This is a genomic window from Nocardioides sp. WJ219 (genome assembly GCF_058559815.1).
This window is the reverse complement of sequence record NZ_JBZUJV010000015.1, coordinates 1-19,497: the sequence shown is the minus strand read 5'-3', so window position 1 is coordinate 19,497 and position 19,497 is coordinate 1. Positions and strand designations below refer to the sequence as shown.

General features: G+C 71.8%; 21 protein-coding genes. 7 read left to right on the top strand and 14 right to left on the bottom strand.

The genetic code is table 11. The features are described from left to right. Positions 1 to 3: 3 nt before the first annotated feature. Entirely contained in the window at positions 4 to 1,287 is a 1,284-nt protein-coding gene (locus AC4MBH_RS23435) for a sensor histidine kinase (protein ID WP_491797829.1), read from the top strand. Continuing rightward, on the top strand, positions 1,284 to 1,922 hold the full coding sequence (locus AC4MBH_RS23430) for a response regulator (protein WP_491797828.1): 639 nt from the start codon (positions 1,284 to 1,286) through the stop codon (positions 1,920 to 1,922). Before AC4MBH_RS23435 ends, AC4MBH_RS23430 begins: the two co-directional genes overlap by 4 nt. Here AC4MBH_RS23430 and AC4MBH_RS23425 read toward each other — a convergent pair. Continuing rightward, the gene (locus AC4MBH_RS23425; RefSeq protein ID WP_491797827.1) at positions 1,840 to 2,892 is read right to left on the bottom strand and encodes a hypothetical protein; all 1,053 of its coding nucleotides are present in this window, start codon (positions 2,890 to 2,892) and stop codon (positions 1,840 to 1,842) included. The two genes, AC4MBH_RS23430 and AC4MBH_RS23425, sit on opposite strands and share 83 nt — an antisense overlap. A 171-nt stretch (positions 2,893 to 3,063) precedes the next feature. Between AC4MBH_RS23425 and trhA the strand changes: the two genes are divergently transcribed. After that, positions 3,064 to 3,735 (top strand): PAQR family membrane homeostasis protein TrhA, encoded by a 672-nt coding sequence (trhA, locus tag AC4MBH_RS23420; RefSeq protein ID WP_491797826.1) that lies wholly within the window; start codon positions 3,064 to 3,066, stop codon positions 3,733 to 3,735. A gap of 65 nt (positions 3,736 to 3,800) precedes the next feature. On the opposite strand, the gene AC4MBH_RS23415 is transcribed toward trhA, so the two are convergent. Next, positions 3,801 to 5,297, bottom strand: coding sequence for an MFS transporter (locus AC4MBH_RS23415; RefSeq protein WP_491797825.1), 1,497 nt, complete (start codon positions 5,295 to 5,297; stop codon positions 3,801 to 3,803). A gap of 69 nt (positions 5,298 to 5,366) precedes the next feature. Here AC4MBH_RS23415 and AC4MBH_RS23410 point away from each other — a divergent pair, with 69 nt between their 5' ends. Next, complete coding sequence (locus AC4MBH_RS23410; RefSeq protein ID WP_491797824.1) at positions 5,367 to 5,774, top strand: MarR family winged helix-turn-helix transcriptional regulator; 408 nt, start codon at positions 5,367 to 5,369, stop codon at positions 5,772 to 5,774. Between the two features lie 6 nt (positions 5,775 to 5,780). Here AC4MBH_RS23410 and AC4MBH_RS23405 read toward each other — a convergent pair whose 3' ends face one another. After that, positions 5,781 to 6,389: a cysteine hydrolase family protein gene (locus AC4MBH_RS23405; RefSeq protein ID WP_491797823.1), complete on the bottom strand. Its 609-nt coding sequence runs from the start codon at positions 6,387 to 6,389 to the stop codon at positions 5,781 to 5,783. A 65-nt stretch (positions 6,390 to 6,454) separates the two neighbouring features. Then, positions 6,455 to 7,660 carry an MFS transporter gene (locus tag AC4MBH_RS23400; protein WP_491797822.1) on the bottom strand — a complete coding sequence of 402 codons (1,206 nt, stop codon included), beginning with the start codon at positions 7,658 to 7,660 and terminating at the stop codon, positions 6,455 to 6,457. A gap of 129 nt (positions 7,661 to 7,789) precedes the next feature. On the opposite strand from AC4MBH_RS23400, the gene AC4MBH_RS23395 reads away from it, so the two are divergent. Then, complete coding sequence (locus tag AC4MBH_RS23395; RefSeq protein WP_491797821.1) at positions 7,790 to 8,740, top strand: AraC family transcriptional regulator; 951 nt, start codon at positions 7,790 to 7,792, stop codon at positions 8,738 to 8,740. Positions 8,741 to 8,835: 95 nt separating this feature from the next. Here AC4MBH_RS23395 and AC4MBH_RS23390 read toward each other — a convergent pair whose 3' ends face one another. The 9 genes from AC4MBH_RS23390 to AC4MBH_RS23350 form a co-directional block, all read right to left on the bottom strand. Next, positions 8,836 to 9,024: a hypothetical protein gene (locus AC4MBH_RS23390; RefSeq protein WP_491797820.1), complete on the bottom strand. Its 189-nt coding sequence runs from the start codon at positions 9,022 to 9,024 to the stop codon at positions 8,836 to 8,838. Between the two features lie 124 nt (positions 9,025 to 9,148). Continuing rightward, positions 9,149 to 9,742: a TetR/AcrR family transcriptional regulator gene (locus AC4MBH_RS23385; protein WP_491797819.1), complete on the bottom strand. Its 594-nt coding sequence runs from the start codon at positions 9,740 to 9,742 to the stop codon at positions 9,149 to 9,151. Then, complete coding sequence (locus AC4MBH_RS23380) at positions 9,735 to 10,574, bottom strand: alpha/beta fold hydrolase (protein ID WP_491797818.1); 840 nt, start codon at positions 10,572 to 10,574, stop codon at positions 9,735 to 9,737. The genes AC4MBH_RS23385 and AC4MBH_RS23380 overlap by 8 nt, the downstream gene beginning before the upstream one ends. Positions 10,575 to 10,644: 70 nt before the next feature. Then, the gene (locus AC4MBH_RS23375) at positions 10,645 to 11,079 is read right to left on the bottom strand and encodes an SRPBCC family protein (RefSeq protein ID WP_491797817.1); all 435 of its coding nucleotides are present in this window, start codon (positions 11,077 to 11,079) and stop codon (positions 10,645 to 10,647) included. 121 nt (positions 11,080 to 11,200) lie between these two features. Further along, entirely contained in the window at positions 11,201 to 13,363 is a 2,163-nt protein-coding gene (locus tag AC4MBH_RS23370) for an acyltransferase family protein (protein WP_491797816.1), read from the bottom strand. Then, on the bottom strand, positions 13,360 to 13,851 hold the full coding sequence (locus AC4MBH_RS23365) for a SigE family RNA polymerase sigma factor (RefSeq protein ID WP_491797815.1): 492 nt from the start codon (positions 13,849 to 13,851) through the stop codon (positions 13,360 to 13,362). The genes AC4MBH_RS23370 and AC4MBH_RS23365 overlap by 4 nt, the downstream gene beginning before the upstream one ends. Continuing rightward, complete coding sequence (locus AC4MBH_RS23360) at positions 13,848 to 14,972, bottom strand: hypothetical protein (RefSeq protein WP_491797814.1); 1,125 nt, start codon at positions 14,970 to 14,972, stop codon at positions 13,848 to 13,850. The genes AC4MBH_RS23365 and AC4MBH_RS23360 overlap by 4 nt, the downstream gene beginning before the upstream one ends. A 270-nt stretch (positions 14,973 to 15,242) precedes the next feature. Continuing rightward, positions 15,243 to 15,881 (bottom strand): hypothetical protein, encoded by a 639-nt coding sequence (locus tag AC4MBH_RS23355; RefSeq protein ID WP_491797813.1) that lies wholly within the window; start codon positions 15,879 to 15,881, stop codon positions 15,243 to 15,245. Between the two features lie 35 nt (positions 15,882 to 15,916). Next, complete coding sequence (locus AC4MBH_RS23350; RefSeq protein WP_491797812.1) at positions 15,917 to 16,441, bottom strand: SigE family RNA polymerase sigma factor; 525 nt, start codon at positions 16,439 to 16,441, stop codon at positions 15,917 to 15,919. Positions 16,442 to 16,497: 56 nt separating this feature from the next. Here AC4MBH_RS23350 and AC4MBH_RS23345 point away from each other — a divergent pair, with 56 nt between their 5' ends. Beyond that, the gene (locus AC4MBH_RS23345; RefSeq protein ID WP_491797811.1) at positions 16,498 to 16,923 is read left to right on the top strand and encodes a DUF7674 family protein; all 426 of its coding nucleotides are present in this window, start codon (positions 16,498 to 16,500) and stop codon (positions 16,921 to 16,923) included. 61 nt (positions 16,924 to 16,984) lie between these two features. Here the strand turns inward: AC4MBH_RS23345 and AC4MBH_RS23340 are convergent, their stop codons facing one another. Beyond that, on the bottom strand, positions 16,985 to 17,476 hold the full coding sequence (locus AC4MBH_RS23340) for an HAD domain-containing protein (RefSeq protein WP_491797810.1): 492 nt from the start codon (positions 17,474 to 17,476) through the stop codon (positions 16,985 to 16,987). A 697-nt stretch (positions 17,477 to 18,173) separates the two neighbouring features. Between AC4MBH_RS23340 and AC4MBH_RS23335 the strand changes: the two genes are divergently transcribed. Continuing rightward, a complete protein-coding gene (locus AC4MBH_RS23335) occupies positions 18,174 to 19,472 on the top strand; it encodes an IS110 family RNA-guided transposase (RefSeq protein WP_491794885.1) in 1,299 nt (432 codons plus the stop codon). Positions 19,473 to 19,497: the final 25 nt, after the last annotated feature.

Here is a 19,497-nt window from a genome sequence, read left to right as displayed (position 1 = left end):
GCGATGACCCTTCTCGGCAGCACGCTGCGGAGCCCGGTGGCCACCTTCCTGGCCGCCGGGCTCCTCGTGCTCGTCGTCCTCGTGCTCGTCACCTCGGCCCTCGGGGGGCGCTCGGCGCGCGAGGAGGCGATCTCCGACGCGCGGTCGACGACCGAGCTGCTGGCCACCTCGGTCGCCGAGCCCGCGGTGCCCCCGGGCCTGGTCGCCGGCGACCCCGGGGCGGTCGACCGCTTCGACCGGCAGATGCGCGAGCGGCTGCGGGTCGGCGACGTACGCCGGGTCAAGATCTGGAACCGGGAGGGCACCATCGTCTGGTCCGACGAGGCCCGCCTGGTCTTCGACGACTTCACCCTCGACGAGGACGAGCTGGAGGTCCTCGACGAGGGCGGCACCGACGCCGAGGTCTCCGACCTCGCCGAGCCGGAGAACCAGTACGAGGCCGCCGGCGGCGAGCTGGTCGAGGTCTACACCCGGATCGAGTCGCCGGAGGGGGAGCCGCTGCTGTTCGAGGCCTACTTCGACGCCGGCCGGATCGACGACCGGCAGGAGGAGCTCGTCGCGCCGTTCCGGACGATCACCGTGGGTGCGCTGGTCGCGCTGCTCGCGGTGGCCACCCCGATGCTGTGGGTGCTCACCCGCCGGCTCACCCGCGCCGCGGTCGAGCGCGAGCGGCTGCTGGTCGACGCCGCCGACGCCTCGGACGCCGAGCGCCGGCGGATCGCCCGCGACCTGCACGACGGCGTCGTGCAGGACCTCGCCGGCACGTCGTTCGCGCTGTCGGCACTGGCCCGGACCGCGGGTGACGAGGTCGAGCGCCGCCAGCTGCGCGAGGCCGCCGACGGCCTGCGCTCGGCCATGCGGAGCCTCCGCTCGCTGCTGGTCGAGATCCACCCGCCGGGGCTGCGCGCGACCGACCTCGAGGCGGCGCTGGTCGACCTCACGGCCGGTGCCGCCGACCAGCAGGTCGACGCGACGGTGACCGTGGCCGACCTGGCCGGAGTCCCGGACGACACGGTCGCCCTGACCTGGCGGGTCGCGCAGGAGGCGATCCGCAACACGCTGCGCCACGCCGCGGCGCGTCGGGTGACGGTCGACGTCACCCGCGGTGGCGACCAGGTGGTGCTGGTGGTCGCCGACGACGGCGAGGGCTTCGACCAGGGCGCGGTGCGACCGACGTCGTACGGGTTGCGGGGCCTGACCAGCCTGGCGCGCGACCACGGCGGCCGGTTGCAGGTCACCTCGGTCCCGGGCTCGGGGACGACCGTCCGGCTGGAGGTGCCGGCATGAGCGGGACGCGCCCGGTGCGCGTCGTCCTCGTCGACGACCACGCGATCGTGCGCGGGGGACTGGCGCAGCTGCTCGACGCCGCCGACGGGATCGAGGTCGTGGGGCAGGCGGCCGACGGCGCGGAGGCCCTCGACGTCGTGGGGCGGACGGCGCCCGACGTGGTGCTGATGGACCTGCAGATGCCCGGGGTGGACGGCGTCACCGCGACGCGGCGGGTCGTCGCCGCGCACCCCGACACCCAGGTGCTGGTGCTCACCAGCTTCTCCGACGCCGAGCGGATCGTCGCCGCGCTGGACGCCGGTGCCGTCGGCTACCTGCTCAAGGACGCCGACCCCGACGACGTCATCGAGGGCATCCGGGCGGTCAGCCGCGGCGAGTCGCCGCTGCACCCCCGCGCCGCCCGGTCGCTGCTGACCGCGCGCCGCGGACCCACGCCGGCCGCCGACCTGACCCCTCGTGAGACCGAGGTGCTCGCCCTCGTGCGCGCCGGCCTCGCCAACAAGCAGATCGCCCGCCGGCTCGGCATCTCCGAGCGCACGGTCAAGGCGCACCTCACCTCGGCGTTCGCCCGGATCGGCGTGCACGACCGGACCCAGGCCGCGCTGTGGGCCCAACGGCACGGCGTCGGCGACTGACCACCGGTCCGCGGGCGACGAGGTCGGTGAACAGGCGGCGCTTGGCGGGGTCGTCGAGGTCCCACGACGCGGTGCTGTTGTAGGGGGTGTCGAAGTAGGTGAACGCGACGCCGCCGGACGCCGCGACCTCGTCGTAGGTCTGCTGCAGCCACTCGGGTCGCTCCCGGGCGGCGTCGTCGGTGAAGCCGAGCTCGGCGATACCCCAGGCCACGCCCTGCTCCTCGGCCCAGCGCTGCAGGGGCTGGTAGAAGTCGCACTCCATGCACGGCCAGCGGTCGTCGTAGCGGCCGTCCTTGGTGGCGCCGTACTCGTTGTAGAGGTCGAACCCGGCGAGGTCGACGGTGACACCGCGGGGCCACACCCGGTCGAAGCCGTAGGCGGGGTCGCCGTACAGCTGGTTCCAGCCGGTGAGGATGACGGTGAAGGCGACGTTGGGCGCGGCGTCGCGCACGAGGGGGGCGAGGCGTTCCTGCATCGCTCGCCAGTCGTCGAGGTCGCCGTCGCCCTCGGGCTCGTGGTGGAAGGCCAGCCACACCGGTCCGTCCTCGCGCGCCAGCCTGCGGGCGAGGTCGAGCGCCCACGCGTCGCCGTCGCCGCGGGCCATCGCGGCCCAGTCGAGCGGCAGCTTGAAGCTGATCCACGGCACCCGCCCCTCTCGCAGGTCCGCACCGACCGTCTCGAGCGCGGCGTCGACCTGGTCGCCGGTCCAGTAGGTGCGGCGTACGCCGAGCTGCCGCCCGGCGGGGCGCTCCAGGCGGACCGGCACGTCGTTGGCGCCGTGCGCGGCCCCCACCAGCGGGGCGCACCCGGTGGGCACGCGCCCGGTCAGGACGCACTCCTCCGGCGAGGCCGACTGTTCCGAGGCGTCCGGCGCGTCCGGCGGGGTGCAGGCCGTGGCCACCAGGGCGAGGAGCACGACGAGGAGGAGCCGCCACCTGGTGGGGTCGGCGGTGGACCTCGCCGACGTCATGGGTCCAGCCAACCGGGCCGGTGGTCGCGAGCCGTCGTCGAAATGCGGTAAGTCCGCAGGCGCCGTGACTTCCTGGGTACCGTCCGGTGAAGCCACCAGGTGCCACGGCCCGAGACCCCGGCCGTGCCTCTCATGGGGTGGGACGCTCCGCACACCAGGGGTCCGATGGACATGACCGCGCAGCGACACGAGACGTTGACCGAGCAGCTCGCCGAGGTCAAGCCCCGGATGCGGGGCTGGCTGCACGCGGGCGCCAGCCCACTGGTCCTGGCGGCGGGCGTCGTGCTGATCTGCCTCGCCCCCACGGACGCGGCCAGGTGGGCGGCGGTGGTCTACGCCGTCGCCGGCACCGTCCAGTTCGCGACCAGCGCCGTCTACAACGTCGGGACGTGGCGCGCGCGCGGGCACGCCATCCTGCAGCGACTCGACCACGGCTGCATCTACCTGATCATCGCCGGCACCTACACGCCCATCGCCACCCTGGCCCTGGAGGGCTGGAAGCAGGAGGCGTTCCTCGTCGGCGCCTGGACCGGCGCGGCGCTGGGGGTGGCCTTCCGGGTCCTGTGGATGGGTGCTCCGCGGGTGCTCTACACCGGGCTGTACGTCGTCCTCGGCTGGGCCATCGCGCCGCTGATGGGCGACATCTTCGCCGCCAGCGTCACCGTCGGGGTGCTGACCCTCACCGGCGGCGTCCTCTACACGGTCGGCGGCGTGATCTACGGGTTCAGGTGGCCCGACCCCCACCCGCAGTGGTTCGGCTTCCACGAGGTCTTCCACGTGTTCACCGTCGGGGCCTGGGCCTGCCAGTACATCGCGATCTCATTCCTCACCTACCAGGCCTGACGGTCGGAGCGCCCCCGCCCCGGGTCGGGGCGGGGGCGCTCGGTGGGTCGCTCGGGGGCGCGGGATCAGGCCTGCGGCACCGGGACGCGCTCGACCGGGGCGACCGGCGTACGTCGTCCGCGACCGGCCCTGAGGCTGAGCAGGGCCGCGAGGAGGCCGGCGGCCGTGAGTGCCACGATCACCTGCAGCGCCGTCAGCATGCCGGGCAGCAGCTGCCCGACCTGGGCCGGGCCCTCGCTGGCCGAGGCGTCGACCAGCACGGCGGAGACGATGGCCAGCACCACGGCGCCGCCGATCTGGACGCTGGTGTTCACCAGCCCGGAGGCCAGCCCCTGCTCGTCGTCGACCACGCCCGAGGTGGCCTGGGCGTTGATCGAGGGGAAGGTAAGTGCGAACCCGACGCCGAGCAGCAGCATCGTCGGCAGCAGCAGCGCGACGTACCCGGTGGCCGGGTCGACCCGCAGGAACAGCAGGTACGCCGTGAGGAACGACGCCATCCCGGCCGCGATCAGCACCTGGGTCCGCACCCGGGCCAGGACCCGGTCGATGCGGGTCGAGCTCGCCACCACCAGCAGGCCGGCCGGGAGGAACCCGAGCGCCATGGTCAGCGGTGACCAGCCCAGCGAGTCCTGCAGGTAGAGGGTCAGCAGGAACTGGAAGGCGAAGTAGCCGCCGGCCATGACCGCGCCGGCCACGTTGGCGTGCACCAGGTGGCTCGACCGCAGGATCCCGAGCCGGACCAGCGGGGTCGGGTGCCGCAGCTCGGTGAGCACGAAGGTGACCGCCAGGACGGCACTGAGGGCGAACGTCGACAGCACGACCGTGCTGGTCCACCCGCGGGTGGGCGCCTCGACGACGGCCACGACGAACGCCAGCAGTGCGCCGGTGCTCGAGACGGCACCGACGAGGTCGAAGTCGCCCAGCCGGGTCAGGGTGCGCACGGAGGTGGGGACGACGCGCCACCCGACGGCGACGAGCAGCAGCGAGACCGGGCCGGGGAGCATCAGGGTGGCCCGCCAGCCCAGCTCGGTCAGCACGCCGCCGAAGACGAGGCCGAGCGAGAAGCCGCTGGCGCCGACGACGGTGTAGATGCTGAGCGCCTTGTTGCGGGCCGGGCCCTCGGCGAACGTCGTGGTGATGATCGAGAGGCCGGCCGGGACGGTGAACGCGGCCGCCACGCCCTTGACGAACCGCAGCGCGATGATCGCCTCGGGGCTGGTGAGGGTGGCGCTGACGACCGAGGCGACCCCGAAGACGGCGACCGCGGTGAGGAAGACGCCGCGTCGGCCGAGCAGGTCGGAGGCGCGCCCGCCGAGCAGCAGCAGGCCGCCGTAGCCGAGGACGTAGCCGCTGACGATCCACTGCAGGGCGCCGGCCGACATGTCGAGGTCGTTGCCGATGGAGGGCAGGGCCACGCCGACCATCGAGATGTCGAGGCCGTCGAGGAACAGCGCGCCGCACAGGACGACGAGCAGCAGCCAGGTGCGTGCGGTCCAGCCGTCGGCGGCGTGGATGGTGGCGCGGGAGGGCGGCACGGAGGGTGCCGGGGAGGAGGTGGACATGACGTCGATACTGATGCATGTGCATCCAATGCACAAGCATCTATTGCACGGGAATGTTAGATTGGGGCCATGGCACCCCGGAGCGACGACGAGCTGGCGGCGGAGTGGCACCAGCTCATGGGCCGCTACCAGCGGCTCATCTGCTCCCTCGACCGCGAGCTCGGCAGCGCGCACTCCCTGAGCGCGAGCGAGTTCGAGGTGCTCCAGCAGCTCTCCCAGGCCGACAACTGCAGCCTGCGGATGTCGCAGCTCGGCGAGAGCGCCCACCTCACGCAGAGCGCGCTGTCGCGACTGGTGAGCCGGCTCGAGCGGGACGGCCTGATCACCCGCACCTCGTGCGACCAGGACCGCCGTTCCCTCGTGGTGGCCGTCACCGACGCCGGCCGCACCCGCTACGCCGAGGCGCGCTCGACCCAGCGGCGCGTCCTGCGCGAGGCCGGCACCGGCTGCCTCGAGCGCCACCCCGTCGACTCCTGAGCCGCGTCATCGACGACTGACGTCGACGGCGCGGGCCAGGAGGTCCTGGCCGTCGCCGACCTCGGCGAACGCCGCCCGCATGCTGTCGAGTGCGGGCAGGTGCTGCCCGGGCAGGGCGGCGGTGCAGTCGGCGGCGACGGCGACCGTGAAGTCCCGTTGCAGGGCCGAGCGGACGGTCGACTCGACGCAGAGGTTGGTGACGACACCGGCGACGACGAGGTGCTCGACGCCCAGGGCCCGCAGCACGACCTCGAGCTCGGTGTGCAGGAAGGCGTCGTAGCGCACCTTGTCGATGACGATGCCGTCCCGGCTGGGGGCGAGCGCGTCCACGACGTCGGCGTCCCAGCTGCCACGGGCCAGCATCTCCGGCGCGACGGCGAGGACGGGCTGGGCGGCCCGTCGGTACCACGGCGACATCTCGAGCCCGCCCCGCCGGTAGCAGTGCCGGGTGTGGACGACGGGGACGCCGTGGGCGTGCGCCGACGCCACCAGGGCGGCGGTCCGGGCGACGAGGCCGGCGGCGTCGGGCACGACCATGCCGGCGCGTGGGACCGAGCCCTCGGGGTGCAGGAAGCCGTTCTGCATGTCGATGACGATCAGGGCGCTGTGGGGCATGTCTGACTCCTGGTGCGGGTGCGGGTGCGGGTGAGGGTGTGGGTCGGGGTGGTCGGTCGCGAGGGTCAGCGGGTCACCGCGGCGCCCCGAGGAGTGGGCGGGACGTCGTCCGCCTCGGCCGGGGCGGGCCCACCGGCGCGACGCCCGACGTCGAACATGACGGCCGCACCGAGCAGCACGACCGCGGAGACCCACGGGGTCCACCGGACCCCGGCGGCGCTGGTCACGACCGCTGCGGCGACCGGGGCCAGCGCGATGCCGAGGTACTGCGCGCTCGCGAACCACGACAGCGCCTGCGGTGCGCTCTGCTGGTCGATGGTCGCGAGGCGGTGCTGGACGGCGACGGGCGCGGCGAGTGCCCCTGCGCCCCAGGCGACGAAGACGGCGGCCACCAGGCCGGTCCGGTCGGTGGCGAACGGCAGGGTGACGAGCGCGACGACCTGGACGAGCACCGTGACGCCCACGACCGGGCCGCTACCGAAGCGGTCGACGGCGGGGCCGGCGAGCAGGTTGCCGACGATGCCGCCGAGCCCGAGCACCAGCAGCAGCACGGCGAGCCTGGTGGCGTCGCCGCCGGTGGCCGGCGCGGTGATGCTGGCGGCGAACACGTAGACGACGTTGAACCCGAGGGTGAGGGACACCGTGGTGGCCAGGGCGAGCACGATCCGGCGGTCGCGGAGCGCCCCCATCCGCTGCGCGAAGGAAGCCGGAGCCGGTCGCGGGGCCCGACGCACGGTGACCGCGACGGCGCCGGCGAGGACGACGGCGGAGACGAGGACGACCAGGAACGGGGTCCGCCAGCTGCCGACGCCGCCGAGCCAGGTCCCGGTGGGCGCGCCGACGGCGGTGGCGAGGGTGAACCCGAGCGCGACGGTCGCCAGGGCGACGCCGCGACGGTGGGCCGGCACCAGGAGCGTCGCCACGGACATCGCCGTGGGGACCAGCGCGGCCCCACCGACGGCAGCGATGCACCGCCCGAGCGTGAAGACCGCGACGGAGTCCGCGACGAGCGTGACGGCCGTCCCGGCGGCCATCAGCAGCAGCCCGCCACTCAGCAGGACCGTCCGCGAGACCCGGGTGAGGGTCGCCGAGACGATCGGCGCGGCGATCGCGATGACGATGGCGTACCAGGTCACCGAGTAGCCGACGGCCGACTGACTGGTGCCGAGCGCGTCGGCGATGTCGGGGAGCAGCCCGGCGATGACGAAGGCATTGGTGCCGGACAGGAAGAGTCCGAGCGCCAGCAGGACGAGTCCGAGGGTGGCTCGCATGTGAGCTCCGTTCACGAGTGGTGAGGGCCGCACGACGAGGCGGCTGGTCCAGCACCACCGACGTTAGAGAGAACTGACGAGAGCCTGAATGCCGCAGGATCCCGAAAACTTGCCTGATACGCTCCGTCCGTGGACGCGCTGTCACCGATCCTGCGCCTGCTGACCGTCCGCTCGACCGTGTCGTCCCGACTCGAGGCGGCGGGTCGCTGGGCGTTGTCGTTCCCGACCGTCCACCACGTCAAGCTCGGCGTCGTCGAGCGCGGGACGGCGTGGGTCACCGTCGACGGGTCGACCGCGCAGCCCCTCTCGGCGGGGGACTGCTTCGTCCTGACCGCACCCTCGGGGTACGTCGTGAGCAGCGCCGCGGACGTCGACCCCGTCGACGGGGCCGCCCTGTACGCCGCCGCCGAGCGTCACCGGGTCCGCATCGGAGCCGGTGACGAGACCGTGCTCGGCGGCGGCCGGTTCGTCCTGGACGACGCCAGCGGTCACCTCCTGACCGACGCCCTCCCGCCCCTGCTCGTGGTGCGGTCGAGCGGTCGGAGCGCCGGACGGCTCCGGGCGGCCATGGACCTGTTCAACCAGGAGGCGGCCGACCCGCGGCCCGGAGGGACGCTCGTCGCCGAGCACCTGGGGAACGTCGTCCTCGTCGAGGCCTTGCGGGTGGCCATGGACGCCGACGACGCCGTGCTGGGTGGCTGGCTCGGCGCCCTCGCCGACGACCGCATCGGCGCCGCGCTCGGGCTGCTCCACGAGGACCCCGCGCGCCGGTGGAGCGTCCCCGAGCTGGCGTCGGCGGTCCGGATGTCCAGGTCGGCCTTCGCGGCACGGTTCCGCGACCTGGTGGGCCGACCGCCCCTGGAGCACCTGCTCCTGGTGCGGATGCACGTCGCCAGCCGCGCCCTGCGCACCTCGACCGAGCCGGTCACGGCCGTCGGCGCCAGCCTCGGCTACACCTCCGACGCCGCCTTCTCCCACGCGTTCAAGCGCGTCATGGGCGCCTCACCGCGCGAGTGGCGGCGTCGCGACCTCCCCGCCGGCTACGACGACCCCACCGACGTGGCCCCCGCCGTCCGCTGACGAGGACGGCGCCGGACAGGGCAGTGTCGCCCGCGGAGAGCCGAACCACGTGGTGCAGCAGCGAGCATCCTGCGTGCCGCGGTGGCGGGCGGCGCCTACGTGCGCAGCATCCGGATGCCCAACGCGACCGCTACCAGGAGGGCCCCGACGAACAGTGTCGTCATCCCCACCCAACGCGGGATCGAGTCGATGGGGCCCCAGGCCGCGAGTGCGCCGACGACCATGAGGACCAGTCCACCGCGCAGCGCGCCGATAGGGGCGAACTTCGCCTCGGGGGATGCCATGGGGTCGACCCTATGGGAACGTCGGCAAGTGTCGTCGCAACACGGCAGGAGTCCGGCACTCCCGAGCGCTCGACGAGCGGCCACCGGCGGCTCGACCTGCAGTCGGGGTTCGGCCAGACGCTCGTCAGTGAGCTGCGGTGAGGTCCTCGGCGGGGGATCGCGAGCGTAGGCCTTGGTCGATCAGCGTGACCATCCAGGAGAAGCTGTCGTCGATGTCGGTGTCGAAGCGGAAGCCGCCCTCGGCTTCGAGGGTGGCGAACCCGTGGAGCATGCTGCGGAGCATCCGGAGGGCGTGGACCTCGTTGGCGGGGTCGAGGTCGTAGCCCCGGAGCACGGCGGAGAAGGAGTCAAGAACCCGCTGTCTCGCCCGGGTGAGGTCGTCGTGAGGTGACTCAGGACGGACGTCGTTGCCTGCCGCGTAGCGGCCGGGGTGGGCGTTGACGTAGGCGCGCATCGCCTGGGCCGCGGCGACGAGCGCATCGGTGCCGGCTCGTCCCTGGGTGGCGTCGCGCAAGGCGTCGCCGAGCTCGTTGGCGGCGAGGACCGCGATGCGGTGGACGAGGTCGGCGTGCCCGCCGATGTGCTTGTAGAGCGACGGGGGCTTGACCGAGAGCCGCTCAGCGAGCAGTCCCATGCTCAGCTGTGCCAACCCGACCTCGTCGGCCAGCTCGGCCGCTCCTTCGGTGACCGCTGCTGGGGTGAGTCCGGCTCTAGGCATCAGCCAGCACCCTAGCCAAGAACGGCAGGGTCAGGGCGACGAGCTCGTCGGGGGCCTGGGCGTGTGGGTAGTGCCCGACTCCGTCGAGCACGACCAGCTCGCCGAGACCGTCGGGAAGGTCGTCGATGACGGCCTGCCCCTCGGCGCGCGGATCGGCCCAGTCGGGGTCGAGGCTGCCTTCGACGACCAGGACGGGGCAGCGGACGTTGGCCAGCTGCTCGCCGGCGTCGGTGGGCTTGGTCCTGCACATGGCCTGCAGTGCCTTCATCCGGCCGGGCTCACGCAGCGTGGTGTCGATGCGGGCGACCTCGACGTCCCAGTCGGCGGGCTTGGCGGGGTAGGCGAGGTCGAGGTACTTCTTCCAGCTGTCGAGGTTGCCGGTGATCAGGGTCCGCATGAGCGAGATGGCGCCGGTGCGGTAGCGCTTGTTCGTCAGGATGGCGCCGAGCGGATAGGACTGGGCGCGGGTGAAGGGGCTCAGCTCGACGATGCCGGCGATCAGGTCGGGTGCGGTGGCCGCGGCGATCGTCGCGGCGCCGCCGCTGATGGACTGGCCGATGATGACGGCCGGTCCGCCTCCGAGGTGTCGTACGGCGGCGATCAGGTCGCCGGCGATGTCGGTGCGGCTGTAGCCGTCCCACCCGAGGCTGGACTCGCCGCAGCCACGGAGGTCGAGGTTGGCCACCCGGTAGCCGGCTTCGACCAGCGCGGGTGCCACGAACCGGTAGGAGTGGCGGCTGTCGCCGATGCCGTGGGCGAGGACGACCAGGGGGCCGTCTCCGTCCAGGTCGTAGGCGAGGCGGTGGTCGCCGATGTGGAGGTACTGCGTCATGGCGGTGCTCCTTGAAGAGGTGGGGTCGTCGGGGTGACGTGGAGGGTGCGGGATCCGCGGGGATCGGCTGCTACGCCGAGACAGCGGTCGCGAGCTCCACGTAGCGCTTGAGGCCGCGGTTGAACGCCGCGTAGCCGTTGTCCCCGGTCTGCTTGAGCAGCGGCTTGGTCACGGTGGTGAGCAGGCCCGAGAACTCTTCGCGGTTCGTCAGGCGGGTGCTGCCGTCGGGGTTGTTCGCGAGGGTGAACGAGTGCTCGCCTCGGAAGAGACGGCCGCCGGCGATGGTGCCGACCCAGGCGAGCCCGCGGTCGCGCTCGGCGACGGTGACGGTCGGGTGGAACGTCATGCCCGGCATCGTCATCGTCAGCCGCGTGCCGACGCGCGCCTCTCCTTCGGCGCGGGAGAAGTTGCTCCAGGCGCCGTAGTGGGCGAAGTCGGTCAGTGCCGACCACACCGCGGCTGCGTGGGCGTCGATGTCGATCGTGGACTCGAGTGTGGCGCTCATGGGATGACCGATCTGAGGAGGGAGGTGGGCGGCCACGCCGTCCGGCTGGCTACGAGTATTAGCGCAAGGCTAATGACGTTAGCCAGTCAACTGGTGAGCCCATCGCCGACCGGGCGACGGCTCAGCCGGCTCGGCCGGCCTCGTCGAAGAAGCCGGTCGCGACCAACAGGTCCCACGCCGGCTCGCGGTGGGTCTGCAGGACCCGCGGCGCGTAGTGCGCCTCGTCGCGCCACACCGGCAGCCCGCCCTGCACCGGTTGGCACACGGGGGCGTCAGGGCACATGAGCGGGTTGAGGCTGAAGGTTGCCACCCGGGGCGAGCGGGTCGCGATGGTGCGCACGAACGCATCGGACGCCGGATACGTCGCCGGCGCGGCGACGAGGCACTCATCGGTCGTGCGGGCCGCCGAGAGGCACTCGAGCGGGTCGGTGCCGTCGGGACCCGGCGAGATGATGCTCTCCAGCACCAGCACGTCGGCGCCGGTCGCCGTGATGGTGCCCAGGGTCGAGGTGATCGTGGGGAGGTTGAGGGCGGCGAGCTCGGTCTCGGTGCGGGTGCGCTGCTCGCCGTCCACGGGCTGCAGGTTCTCGAGCCACCCGCCGGCGTCGCGGTCCTGCTGGGCGAGCAGCACCACGTCGACGTCCGCCTCCTCCAGCAGCCCGTCGTACAGGTCCTCGCGGGAGGCGTCACAGGCGCGCTGCTCCTGGTCGTCGAGGAGGGTGTTGACCACGCCGCGCTGCCACGGGCAGGCCGAGACGATCGAGTAGGAGAGCGTGAAGTCGTGCGCCACGGCGAGGTCGTGCATCAGTGGCGCGATCATCCGGGCCTGGCTGTCGCCGACGAGCGCCACGGACAGCCCGCTCCCACCGGTGTGCGCCACGCAGCGGTCCTGATCCTCCAGGGTGCACCAGATGTTGTGCGGCCCGCGGTCGGCGCGGTACTCGGCGTAGTCGATGCCGGTCGGCACCGGGCGCCCGCCGCCGCCCGGGGCGAGGGGCGAGTCGGTCCGAGGCACCGCCGGCCGCGCGTCGTCCTCGAGCAGGGGCGGGACCACCAGGACCGCGACCACCACCGAGGCGGCCAGGCCGGTCACGACGGTGGCAACCGTGCGGTGGTCGATCCCGGCGGCGGTGCGCACCGGGAGCTCGACCAGCTCGAAGGACAGCGCGGCCAGCCCGGTTGCGAGCACCGTGGTGAGGACCAGCACGACCGCCGTCGGCGCGTCGAGGAGCACGAGCAGCACGAGGACCACCGGCCAGTGCCAGAGGTAGGTGCCGTAGCTGATCCGGCCCAGGTAGGTCAGCGCCGGGCGGGCCAGCAGGGCTCCCACCGGGTGGGCGCGGGCGTCGGTCGGGCCCTCGTCCACCTCCGCGGCCCCGAGCACGAGCGCGAGCGCGGCCGCGGTCACCATCAACCCGCGCACGGAGGCGCTGACGTCGAGGACGCCGAGCGCGCACACCACGACCCCCACCAGGCCCACCGCCGCGAGCGGGCCCGCCACGCGTCGTACGACGTCCCGGCCGTTGCGCTGCCACCACCAGGCAGCCAGCACCCCGGCCATCAGCTGGTAGGCCCGCGCGTCGGTGCCGTAGTAGGCCCGGTCGACGTCGTCCGCGGCCAGCACCACCTGGGCCGTCAGCGACCCCGCGAGGAGCAGCGTCAGCCCCACCGGCACCGCCGGCGGCCAGCGCCGCCCGACCGCGACGAGGGCGAGCAGCACGAGCGGGAAGGCGACGTAGAACTGCTCCTCGATCGACAGCGACCAGAAGTGCAGGTACGGCGAACGGTCGACGTCGGTGCGGAAGTAGTCGCTGGACTGGTCGACGAAGCGCCAGTTGGCGACGTAGAGCAGGGCCGCCTGGGCGTCGCCGACCAGTGGGAGGCGCCGCACCAGCGGCGCAACCACGACGAACATGGCTGCCGTCGCGACCACGGTCAGCACCGCCGCGGGCAGGAGCCGGCGTACCCGGCGGGCGTAGAACCGACGCAGGTCCAGGCGGCCGGTGCGGGTGACCTCGTCGAGCAGGATGCCGCCGACCAGGAAGCCGGACAGCACGAAGAAGACGTCGACCCCGACGAATCCGCCGCCGAGCGCGCCCACCCCTGCGTGGTAGGCGACGACCAGGTAGACCGCGACCGTGCGGACGCCGTCGAGCGCAGGTCGGTGGGTCCAGCCGCCCCGGTGGCGTGCGAGGGCTGGGCACGCTGAAGGCGTCAGCCCGTGGGGCTCGCCTTGGCTGTGCCCTGGCTCGGGTGGTCGACCAGCCCCGTCGGGCGGTGTCACCGTGGTGAGAGCGCGGCTTGAAGCTTCTCGATGGCACGTGACGAGTAGGACTTCACCGTGCCTGTCGAGATACCGAGCTCGGTCGCCGTCTCCTCGACCGAGAGGCCGAGCCAGTGCCGGAGGACGATCGTCTTGCGCTGCATCGGGGGCAGGTCCTGCAGCGCCGCCCACAGAGCGGATCGGTCCTCGACAGGAAGTGGCTCGGGTGCAGGAAGGTCGAGGTCGTCGTCGAGCCCCAGGACCTCCCGTCGCCGCGGGCGCCGGTGCTCGTCGATGTTCGTCCGCACGATGATCTGGCGGACGTAGGCCTCCTCACGCCCGTCGCGGTGCAACCGTGGCCACGCGGCGTACAGCTTGATGAGCGAGGTCTGCAGCACGTCCTCGGCGCGGTGCCAGTCGCCGCAGACCAGGAAGGCGAGCCGCCGCAGGTGGCGTTGTCGCGCCTGGACGAACTGGCTGAACTCCCTGTCCCGGTCGGCGAGACTCACCAGGCGGCCTGGGAGCGCTGTGCCGCCAGCCAGGCGTCGAACGACGGGTATCCGTCGCCGGCGGCGCGGGTGACCTGGGCGCCGAAGTAGCCGCTGGGTCCGATCTCCCAGAGGTGCCACCATCTCGAGCCGTCACCGAGCCTGACCACGTAGGCCACGGACCGCGCCGGCGCGACGCGGTCGAGGGGGTTGTCGACTTCTCGCACGACCGTGACGCCGGGAAGCACCTCGGGCATCCCGTCGACGAGCTTCGCGATCGGAGGCATGGGCCCGGACGCCGAGAACGTGACGCCTTGGTCCTTGCGGGCCTGCACCCACTCGGCGAAGCTCTCCGCACCGCGAGAGACGTAGGGGAAGCCCCCCTCGGGTGTGGTCAACCACCAGGACTCGACGCCCTGGTACGTGACGCGGAGAGCGGTGGACCGGTACGGCGCCGCCAGACCCAGCGGGTTTTCGACCTGCTCCACGACCTGGGCGCCCGGGTTGAGGCTGACCCTCCCGCGGGAGTCGACGTCGAGGGCACCGAACGCCACGCCGGTCTGGCGCGTGTAGAGCTCGGCGTCCGGGTCCGCGACGGGTGGACGCGCCGCTGCGACGACGTCCTTCAGCCACGCGCGGAAGGTGGTGCCCGCGATGGGCGCCACCACGTGGTCGGGGACGGAGTAGGTGAAGCCGTCGACCGCAGCATTCCAGGGCGCGTAGACCCAGGACTCCTCGCCCTCGCGGACGAGGTGCAGGCCGTAGGACCGGTCCGCGTGGCCGGCGCCGGCGGGCAGGTCGACCCGCTCGATCACCTCGACCCCGTCACCGAGGATCAGCTCGCCCCGACCGTCGACCGCGTAGCCCTTGATCCGCGCCAGGTCCCTGTCGTTCTCCGGGTCGTCGTACTCGGTCTGGATGGTGGGAGCCGGGATCGGCGGGGTCGAGACCTGCGAGGTGGTCGGGACGCTGACGTCGGCGGGCCCGTTGCCGACCAGTACGAAGCCGGTGCTGACCGCGGCGGCGATCCCGACCGCCGCCACGGCCCCGCTGGCGCGGCGGCGCTGGACGTGCCGTCGTCCGCGGGCGACGTACAGGGCGGGCGGGGGCCCATCCGGCTCACCCTTGAAGCAGTCGTCCAAGGCGCGTCCTAGGTCAAGGTCGTGTGCTTCCATGCCTGGTCTACGAGACGTGTCCTGGATGCGTTGCCACCAGGACGGAAACACTGGCGCCAATGACGTGGGGCCCGCGACATCGACGACGGCCCACGGGAGACGTCCCTGGTCTCCTGAGGACTGGATCAGGGCACGACCCAGTCCGCAAGCGTTCGAGCAGCCGCTCGGGAGCCACGACCGGGCCTCGTCGAGGCGCGCCCCGTCTGTTCGGGGAAGGAGACCCACCCTGGTCACTGCCTACTGGCCGGTCGAGGAGCGTGCTCGGCGTACCGTGGTCGCGAGCTCGATGAGCTCGGTGTCGGTGAGGCCGGCGGCGGTCAGCGTGAGGAACCCGCCGTCGCGGACCGGTCCGACGACGGTGGGGATGTCTTCGTCGCGGACGATCCAGGCCGGGTCGCCGTCGAGCACGGCGGTGCGGGATCCATCGGACAGGTCGTAGTCGGAGAATGTGTCGGCGGGTCGCAGATTCAGCGTCACCCGCTGGCTGCTCGAGCAGACACAGGAGTAAAAGTGCACCTCGTCGCCGGGGTACCGGGCCGCAGGGGCCACCGGGACGGCTTCGAAAAGGACGGGCAGACCGTAATCCGCCGGGTCAGCACCGTCCGGAATTACTGGGCCTCTCGGCGAATACACGGTTGGGCTCTCGATCGGTGTCTCGGTCGCCAACGGCGTGGCGGTGGCGAACGGCACCGACGACGACTGGGCGCCGGGCGACATCGCGGCCACGCCGAACGACGCCGCCCCGACCAGGGCGACCGAGGCGATCACGGTTGCGCCCTGACGGCGACGGCGGATCCGGGTGCCGCTGCGCACGGTGTGGGTTGCGAGGTGGTCGAGGTCGGGCGTGCCGGCGGGGTACTCGCGCAGGGCGCCCACGAGGCGTGCCACGGTCTCGGCGCGGTGGTGGTCGGTCATGAGTGCTCCAGGGTCGAGGGGGCGGTCAGGTGGGGGCGGAGCCGTACGAGCGCGCGACTGGCGCGGCTGCGGACGGCGTCCTGGGTGAGGTCGAGGGCGGCCGCGGTGTCGGCGACGGTGCGGTCCTCCCAGTAGCGCAGGACGACGACGGCCCGGTCGATCGGCGGCAACGACCGCAGGGCGGCCAGCAGGTCGAGGCGGTGGTCGGGTGACGCTTGCGGCGGGGAGCGTCGGATGTCGTCGCCGCTGATGTCGTCGCTCGGCACCTCGCTGCTGCGCCGCAGGCGGCGGTGGGACAAGAAGGCGTTGATGAGTGTCGTGTGGGCATAGCCGACGGGGTTGCCGGTGCGACTCACCCGTCGCCAGGACACGAACAGCTTGGTGTACGTCGTCTGGGCCAGGTCCTCGGCCAGGTGCGGGTCACCGCTGAGCAGGAGTGCGGATCGGTGCAGGCGCGCGCCGGTCTCGTGCACGAAGCGGGTGAAGTCCTCGTGCCGTCGGTGTGTCTGGTGGTCGTCCACACCTGTATGACGCCACGGGACCACAACAAATGTCAGCGGGTCTCGAGGTGGCGCACGTGGCGGAACCCGTCGGGCGCGCTGAGCGCGGCATGAGCGTGCATTCCCTGCGACAAGATGCGGCCATGGCTCTCACCGCCGCAGAGTTCGTCTCCCGACTCACGTCGAGGGTGCCCGAGTCCTCGACCACCGTGCGGAAGCACCTTGCCGAGCAAGGGGGTGAACTGCTGCTGCATCTGCTGGTCGCAGACCTGCGTCGGCAGGCGCTCGCCTGGTTCGAGGAAGGCAGCACCGACGCACTTGGGCGTCTCTTCGACGTGCTCGATACGGCCCTCGGCCAAGGCGACGAGTACGTCGACAACGCAATTGCCGTGTCGTTCGTCGAAGACCTCGGCTGGTGGGAACCAGACTTGCAGCCGTTCATTGCGGCCCTGCCTAGCAGCTTGGCGAACGAGATTGAGAGGCTGCGGAACCTCGGTAGGTGACCCATCCGCTCCTCGGCACGCCCGCGCACGGTCAGCGGCAGAGTCAGGTGTGTCAGCGTGTTCAGCCGCCCAGTCGTACTAGCCATGTTTCTACTGCCGTGAGGTCGGCCTGGGTTAGGCCGACACGGTGATCGACACGGAGTAGGTAGGACGGCTCGGTCCGGCTTGCCTCTACCCACGATCGGTCCGCATCTGAGATCTCGTCGTCAATCCACACGAGGGCTCGACCCTTGCCCCACGACAACAAGGCCTCGGTCTTCCAATGCACACCCGGTGGGACCCCCGCTTCAACTTCATCGGGCCACGCCACGACTGGCATGGGCGCTAGCCCGAGGAGGGGGCCAAGTACCTCGTTGGCTTCGTCTTCCCATGTCGTCGCCCACACCAGCTGCCCAGGCAGCTCGCTCAGTCGACGACCCAGTGAGGGGTCGACCCGCTCGAGGAGTGGGTTGTCGAAACCACGGCCGAAGGTCGGGTAGCCGGAGGCCCCGAACGGGATCAGAGGGCCATCGACGTCGAGGAAGATGATCGGCTGATCTGCTGATCTCGGCATCAACCGAGGGTAGGCGCCGACTCGCCCGACTCTTGGCAAGCGGCGGCGCTTGTTCTCGCGACGCCGGCCGGGCCGGTGGTCCCTTTTCAGCGACCGGTCAGGGTCGTTTTCGTGACGCTCACTTCGAGTCGTGGCGGCTCGTAGATCGCTCGAGTGCAGGACTGCCGAGCAATCCGAAGATACCGACGATCAGGATGAACAGGTTTCGTATGCCCCCTTCGCTTACAGCGACTCCGAGGATGCCAAGGCACATCCCCATCAGAGCCACCCAGACGTGCCACGAGCCGAAGAGATTTGGCGTCCGCCGACCATGAGTTGAGCTGTCTGCAGCATCCACCCGCTCAAGGTAGGCGATCGGCGACCATCCTGACTGACACGAACGTCCTGGCGGCTCGCGTTCGCGCTCGTGGCGGGGGTCTGATGGCCAGCGGGTCGGTCGGCCCGAGCCCGCTGTGCGGCTACTAGAGACTCGACTGCAGGATCGGGGTCTGGCCAGACTGCGGTCTAGGTGACTGGCTGGGTGGCTCTCTGTGCGGCTGCCCACCGGGTGTTGGTGTGGCTCTTCCATGGTCTGCGACCGGCTGGTCACCGTGGTCTGGTGTGGCTCGAGAAGGGACTGCTCTGCTCGTAGTAGCGCTGCCCACCCGACCGTCCTCAGGCCCCGTTTCGGGGCGCGGTCCGTTTCGGGAGGTGGGTGTTGAGCAGCAAGCAGCAGGTGGTTATCGGGGTCGATCCGCACAAGTTGTCGGCCACGATCGAGGTCGTCAATACGGTCGGGGTCAAGCTCGGCGAGGGTCGGTTCGCCACCGACAAGGCGGGGTTCGCCGCGATGTGGGGTTACGTCAATCGTCTCGAGTCCGACCGGGCGCGGCGGGTGTGGGCGGTCGAGGGCGCGAATGGGGCGGGCCGGTCGGTGGCGCAGCGGCTGCTTGCTGCTGGCGAGCGGGTGGTCGATGTGCCGGCCAAGCTGGCGGCTCGGGTCCGGTTGTTCGACACCGGTCACAACCGCAAGACCGACGCCCTGGACGCTCATTCGATCGCGATGGTCGCGGTCAGCTCTGAGCACCGCGACGGGCTGCGGGAACTATGCGAGGACGGTGAGCTCGAGGCGATCCGAATGTTATGCGACCGCCGCGACGAGCTGTCGCGTCAACGGGTCCAGACGGTCAACCGGATCCACCGGCTGCTGGCCGAGCTGGTGCCGGGAACGAAGAAGAAGGACCTCTCCGCCCAGCAGGCCAAGGCGATCCTGGCGACCGTGCGTCCGCGCGACATCGCCAGCAAGACCCGCCGGCGGATGGTCGTCGAGCTGATCGATGACCTGGTTCGCCTCGACCGGCGGCTCAAGGCCATGAAAGCCGACCAAGCCGCCGCAGTGCGCGAACGCGGCTCGAGCCTGCTCGACCTGTACGGCATCGGCCCGGCAGGTGCAGCCCGGATCCTGGCCGACGTCGGCGACGTGAGGCGGTTCGCTGACAGGAACCGGTTCGCGTCGTGGACTGGCACCGCACCACTCGACGCCTCCTCCGGTGAGCAGATCCGCCACCGACTCTCACGGGCCGGGAACCGGCGGATGAACCACGTCATCTACCTCGCTGCGGTCGTGCAGATCCGCAACGACACCCCCGGCCGGGACTACTACCGACGCAAGCTCGCCGCCGGCAAGACCCCACTCGAAGCACTGCGATGCCTCAAGCGCCGCATCAGCGACGCCATCTACCGCCAACTGCTCGCCGACGCCCGACGCGACGCCGAGCCGGCTGCTGCCACGGACCATGTCGATGACCAAGCTGGGTCCAAAGAGGCCGACGGGCCAGCGGATGGCGCGGGCCCGGGAGGGCACTGCGGGGCGACTCAAGAATCCAGCGCGACCGACCTGACCCCGCACATCGGCACTTCGGATAAGCCACTCCACGGACCCGCAGAACCGACGCTACAACCGCCTGCTGCGCAACCGGAAGAGCTCAGGAACCAGGCCCTACAACGCGTCCCTTGACACAGAAGGGAGCCATGGTCGGGCG